Origin of the sequence: Bradyrhizobium genomosp. III (assembly GCF_000261705.1) — a bacterium.
In the GTDB taxonomy this organism is placed as follows: domain Bacteria; phylum Pseudomonadota; class Alphaproteobacteria; order Rhizobiales; family Xanthobacteraceae; genus Bradyrhizobium; species Bradyrhizobium ottawaense.
Genome location: NZ_AJQF01000477.1, coordinates 1 through 5,695, shown reverse-complemented (window position 1 = coordinate 5,695; position 5,695 = coordinate 1). Strand labels below are relative to the sequence as shown.

The window sequence follows — 5,695 nt, the reverse complement described above, 5'->3', positions numbered from 1 at the left end:
CGGCGAGCCGCTCGGCCTGTCGGCAGAGACTGCTGCCTATGCCGTGCACGAGGTCGTCTGCGAGAACATGGCGAGTGCGGCGCGTGTCCATGCGGTCGAGCGCGGCGAGATCGTCGGCCAGCACACGCTGATCGCCTTTGGCGGCGCGGCGCCGTTGCATGCGGCGCGCGTCGCCGAGAAGATCGGCGTCTCCCGCGTGATCGTGCCGTCGAATGCCGGTGTCGGCTCGGCCGTCGGTTTCCTTGCGGCACCGATCGCCTATGAGCTGGTGCGCAGTCGACATGTCCGGCTCGATGATTTCGACACCGAAGCGGTGTCGGATCTCCTGCAGGAGATGGTGACCGAGGCGCGCGCGCTGGTCGAGCCTGGTGCTGCCGGTGCGCCGGTGCGCGAACGACGCGCCGCCTTCATGCGCTATGTCGGCCAGGGCCATGAGATCTCGGTCGAGCTGCCGAACCGGCGGCTGACGGGGGCCGATCTCGCCGGCCTGCGCCAGAAGTTCGAGGCGGACTATTCCGCGATGTTCGAGCGGCCGATCCCGGGCGCCGCGATCGAGGTGTTGAGCTGGTCGGTGCTCGCTACGACGGAGGCGCGCAATCCATCTGCTGTCGCCGCCGTCACGCGCAAGCCTGCCGGCAAGGCTGTCGGCAGCCGCAAATTCTTCGACGGCCGCGCCGGCGAGGTGATCGAGATCCCGCTCTATCACCGCGAGGACATGGTGCCGGGCGCGACCATCGCAGGCCCGGCCGTGATCGCGGAGGACGAGACCTCTACCTTCGTCTCCACCAGTTTTGACGCCCATATCGACGGTGCCGGCAGCATCGTCATGGAACGGAAGGCGGCCTGATCATGAGCAAGGCAAATGGCGCGAGCCTGATCGACCTTCAGATCATGTGGCACCGGCTGATCGCCGTGGTCGAGGAGCAGGCCCAGGTGCTGCTCCGCACCGCCTTCAGCCCGATCGTGCGCGAATGCGGCGACCTCTCGGCCGGCGTGTTCGACCTCAAGGGGCGGATGCTGGCGCAGGCGGTGACCGGCACGCCCGGTCACGTCAACTCGATGGCGGAATCGGTCAAGCACTTCATCAACCACTTCCCGATCGAGACGATGAAGGAGGGTGATGCCTACATCACCAACGATCCCTGGATGGGCACCGGTCATCTCAACGACTTCGTCGTCACCACGCCCTGCTTCAAGGACGGCAAACCGGTCGCGCTGTTCTCCTGCACCAGCCACCTGATGGACATCGGCGGCATCGGCTTCGGGCCTGACGCCACCGACGTGTTCATGGAGGGGCTCTACATCCCCATGCTGAAGCTGATCGACCAGGGCGTCGTCAACGAGACGCTGATGGCGATGATCCGCACCAACACGCGGCTGCCGATCGATACCGAAGGCGACACCTATTCGCTCGCCGGCTGCAACGACGTCGGCTGCGAGCGCTTGGTCGAGATGATGACTGAGTTCGGCATCGATACGCTCGACGGGCTCGGCGATTACATCTGCGACCGCTCACGCGAGGCGGTCCTGGCCGAGATCGCCAAGCTGCCGAAAGGCAGCTGGCGCAACACCATGGTGGTCGACGGTTATGATGCCCCGGTCACGCTGGCTGCGACGCTGACGATCTCGGATGCGGGCATCCATGTCGATTTCGACGGCACCTCCGCGGCCTCGAAGTTCGGCATCAACGTGCCCTTGTCCTACACCACCGCCTACACCGTGTTCGGCCTCGGCTGTGTCGTGGCGTCGCAGATCCCGAACAATGCCGGCTCGCTGTCGCCGCTGACGGTGTCGGCACCCGCAGGCGCGATCCTGAATGCGCCCAAGCCCGCGCCGGTCGCCTCGCGCCATATCATCGGCCAGATGCTGCCCGACGTGGTGTTCGGCTGCCTGCGCCAGATCATTCCCGAGCGCGTTCCGGCCGAAGGCACCTCGTGCCTGTGGAATCTCAACGTCCGCGGCCAGACCCGCTCCGGCGTCGGCGGCAATTACGGATTCTCGATGGCGGTGACCTCCAATGGCGGCACCGGTGCGCGCTTCGGCAAGGATGGGCTGTCGGCCACCGCCTATCCCAGCGGCGTGCGCGGCACGCCGGTCGAGATCGCGGAGACGCAGACGCCGCTGATCTTCTGGCGCAAGGAGCTGCGTCCGGATTCCGGCGGGGCAGGGCGCACCCGCGGCGGCCTCGGCCAGATCATCGAGGTCGGCAGCGGCGTCGATGCGCCGTTCGACATCTTGGCGGCGTTCGACCGCATCGATCATCCGCCGCGCGGGCGCGATGGCGGCAAGAACGGCGAGGCCGGCTATGTCGGCCTCAAGTCAGGCAAGAAGCTGCGTGGAAAAGGCTTTCAGCAGGTGCCGCCGGACGACCGGCTTGTTGTGCTGACGCCGGGCGGCGCCGGCATCGGCGCTCCCACGACGCGCGATCGCGCGGCGGTCAGGGACGACATCGAAAGCGGGCTCGTGTCCGCCGACAATGCGGCTGCAGTCTATGGGTACCCGCGCTGACACGTCAGTGCGCTTGGTAAACGGAGGGGAGCAATGATCACGCGACGGAACTTCACCACGGGCGCAGCGACGCTGCTCGCCGCCGGCCACATCTCGACCCGCGCCCGGGCGGCGACGGCGAGCTGGGACATGTCGACGGTCTGGCCCGACGGCAATTTCCACACCCAGAACGCGATGGCCTTCGCGGAAGAAGTGAAGAAGCAGAGCGGCGGCTCGGTCGCGATTACCGTGAAGGCCGGTGGCCAACTCGGCTTCAAGGGACCCGAACATCTGCGCGCCGTGCGCGACGGCCTGGTGCCGCTTGCCGACGTCCTCAACATCCAGCAGGTCGGCGACGAGCCCTTCATGGGCGTCGAGAGCATTCCCTTCCTCTGCAGCTCGATGGACGAACTGAAGGTGCTGCACAAATATGTGCGGCCCGAATACGAGAAAGTCGCCGCACGCAACAACCAGAAGATCCTCTACATCGTGCCGTGGCCGACGCAGTATCTGCATCTCAAGGTCAAGGTCGCCGATGTCGACGGATTGAAGAACATCAAGATCCGCGTGCCCGACAAGAACGCCGTCGACATGCTGGCCGTGGTCGGCATGGCGCCGGTGATGATCCCCTGGGGCGAGACCATCCCCGCGCTCGCCTCGGGCGCCGTCGCGGGCGTCTCGACCTCGGCGGTCTCGGGCGTCGACGGCAAGTTCTGGGAATTCCTGAAATACGTCTACCCGACCAATCACGTCTGGTCCTCGCAGATGCTCACCGTCAATCTCGATTCCTGGAAGGCGCTGAGCGCCGACCAACAGCAGATGGTCGCCGGCATCGCCGCGAAGATGGAGCCGGGGTTCTGGGCGAACTCGCTCAAGGCCGATGCCGACAGCCTCAACCGCCTGAAGGAGGGCGGCATGGAGGTGGTGCCGGTCTCGGGCGCGATGATGACGGATATCCGGGCCAAGACCGCGCCGCAGCTCGACGCCTTCCTCAAGCGCGTGCCGGCGGCCGATAAGCCGGTGCGGGCCTATCTCGCCGAAATGAAGCGCTGAGGCCGATATGGTCAGCGTTTCGCCCGCGGCTTCACAAAGTCTCAACGCCGCGGCGCCGGCGCCGCTGCGCATTCTGCTCGACGGCATCGACCGTCTCGGCCGGCTCGACGGCTGGATCGGCGGCGGCTGCCTGTTGACGCTGACACTGCTGATGCTGTGCGAGGTCGCAACGCGCTTCCTCTCGAATTTCCTGTCGTTCTTCCCGCCGACGATCTCGATTGCCTGGGAATACTCATCCTATCTGATGGCGGCGTCGTTCACCTTCGGCGCCGCCATGACCTTGCGCGTCGGCGGCCACATCCGTGTCGTGCTACTGCTCAAGAACGCGCCGGCGCCGTTGCAACGCGCGCTGGAGATCCTGTCCGCCGCGGCCGGTTTTGCCTTCATGGCGTTCCTGACCTCGGCCATGGCGAAGTTCGCTTTCGGCGCCTATGTGCGCGGCCAGGTCTCGACCTCGAGCGACACGCCGCTGTGGTTTCCGGAAGCCGTCGTCACCTTCGGCATGCTGCTGCTCACGCTGCAATTCCTGGCACGCGCGATCCAGGCCGTGCTCGGCCTGCCGCTGGAGGATCACCGCATGAAGGCCTCGCCCGTCGAATGACAGCTTTGCTCGCTCCCGGATTCCAGATCGCATGACCATCGAAGTCGTCGCCCTCTTCGCGATCCTGTTTGCGCTGCTGGCCTGCGGCGTGTGGATCGGCCTCACGCTCGCGCTGACAGCGACATTGCTGCTCGCGATGTTCCGCTCGATCCCGCTGGACAAGCTGTTGCCGCAATACGCCTGGAACATCCTGACCACGCAGGAGCTGCTGGCGCTGCCGCTGTTCATCCTGATGGGCGAGCTGCTGTTCCGCACCCGCCTGTCGCGCTCGCTGTTTCAGGGGCTGGCGCCCTGGGCGGGGTTGCTGCCCGGCCGATTGCTGCATGTCAACGTGATCGGCTGCACCATCTTCGCGGCGATCTCGGGCTCGTCGGCCGCGACCACGCAGGTGATCGGCCGCATGTCGCTCAACGAGCTCTTGCGCCGCGGCTATTCGCGCGACATCGCGATCGGTTCGCTCGCCGGTGCCGGCACGCTCGGCTTCCTGATCCCGCCGTCCAACATCATGATCATCTACGGCGTGCTCGGCGACGTCTCGATCCTGAAACTGTTCACGGCCGGCGTGCTGCCCGGACTTCTGCTCGCCGCAACCTTCATGGGCTGGGTGATGCTGCACACCACGCTCAAGCCATCGATGGTGCCGGAGACGGAAGCAAAGCTCTCGCAGGTGCCCTGGGGCGAGCGTTTTGCCGCGCTGAAGGACCTTGCGCCGGCGCTGTTCTTGATCGCTTGCGTGCTCGGTTCGATGTATGGCGGGCTTGCGACCCCGTCGGAGGCCGCCGCCGTCGGCGTGCTGGGCGCGGCGCTGGTCGCCTGGGCGCAGGGCTCGATGTCGCAGCAGGTGATGCGCGACGTGTTGATCGGCTCGGTCGTGACCTGCTCGATGATCGCACTGATCGTGCTCGGCGCCTCGATCCTCGGCAATGCCGCGGCCTTCCTCGGCATCCCTCAGGCGGTTGCCGCCTTCGTCAAGGGCCTCGGCCTGTCGCCGTTCATGCTGATCGTGGTGCTGGTCGTCTTCTACCTGATCCTCGGCTGCTTCCTCGACGGCTTCTCGATGATCGTGATGACCTTGCCGATCGTGCTGCCGATCGTGAAAGGCGCCGGATTCGACGAGATCTGGTTCGGCATCTTCCTCGTGCTCGCGGTCGAGATGGCGCAGATCACCCCGCCCGTCGGCTTCAACCTGTTCGTGATCCAGGGCCTGACGGAAGATGGTCTCGGCTACATCGCGCGCGTGACGCTGCCGTATCTCGTCATCATGATCGGCTTCGTGCTGCTGCTGACGCTGTGGCCCGGCATCGTCACGATTCTGCCGCGGGTGCTGTACGGGTAGATTGGTCGAGGGCGGTGCCGCATCCGTCAGCGGGATGGCGTTGCGGTGCGGCGGGGATCGCAGGCCTGCCCACCTACCATCCGTTGTGTTGCCTGACGGGCAAAACACGCCAGCGCTGGGTCGATAGCCGTGCGCGAAAATATTCGAATTTACAGAAGTTCGGTTTTGCCGTACAAGCCGTGACATCCCGCCCGCCACAAGGGGCGTTTCGCGATCGT

General features: G+C 65.8%; 5 protein-coding genes. All 5 read left to right on the top strand.

Annotated features, from left to right (window positions below):
- On the top strand, positions 1-847 hold an 847-nt coding region (locus IC66_RS0137685; RefSeq protein WP_038951028.1), incomplete at its 5' end, for a hydantoinase/oxoprolinase family protein.
- Positions 848-849: 2 nt separating this feature from the next.
- Positions 850-2,508: a hydantoinase B/oxoprolinase family protein gene (locus IC66_RS0137680; protein ID WP_038951027.1), complete on the top strand. Its 1,659-nt coding sequence runs from the start codon at positions 850-852 to the stop codon at positions 2,506-2,508.
- A 33-nt stretch (positions 2,509-2,541) separates the two neighbouring features.
- Positions 2,542-3,540 (top strand): TRAP transporter substrate-binding protein, encoded by a 999-nt coding sequence (locus IC66_RS0137675; protein WP_028140346.1) that lies wholly within the window; start codon positions 2,542-2,544, stop codon positions 3,538-3,540.
- Positions 3,541-3,547: 7 nt separating this feature from the next.
- A complete protein-coding gene (locus tag IC66_RS0137670) occupies positions 3,548-4,141 on the top strand; it encodes a TRAP transporter small permease subunit (protein ID WP_038951026.1) in 594 nt (197 codons plus the stop codon).
- Between the two features lie 31 nt (positions 4,142-4,172).
- Positions 4,173-5,477 carry a TRAP transporter large permease gene (locus IC66_RS0137665; protein WP_038951025.1) on the top strand — a complete coding sequence of 435 codons (1,305 nt, stop codon included), beginning with the start codon at positions 4,173-4,175 and terminating at the stop codon, positions 5,475-5,477.
- Positions 5,478-5,695: the final 218 nt, after the last annotated feature.

Excerpts from the sequence above, each read along its gene's own strand:
- IC66_RS0137680 (WP_038951027.1), top strand. The coding sequence starts at position 850 with ATGAGCAAGGCAAATGGCGCGAGCCTGATCGACCTTCAGATCATGTGG.
- IC66_RS0137675 (WP_028140346.1), top strand. The coding sequence starts at position 2,542 with ATGATCACGCGACGGAACTTCACCACGGGCGCAGCGACGCTGCTCGCC.
- IC66_RS0137670 (WP_038951026.1), top strand. The coding sequence starts at position 3,548 with ATGGTCAGCGTTTCGCCCGCGGCTTCACAAAGTCTCAACGCCGCGGCG.
- IC66_RS0137665 (WP_038951025.1), top strand. The coding sequence starts at position 4,173 with ATGACCATCGAAGTCGTCGCCCTCTTCGCGATCCTGTTTGCGCTGCTG.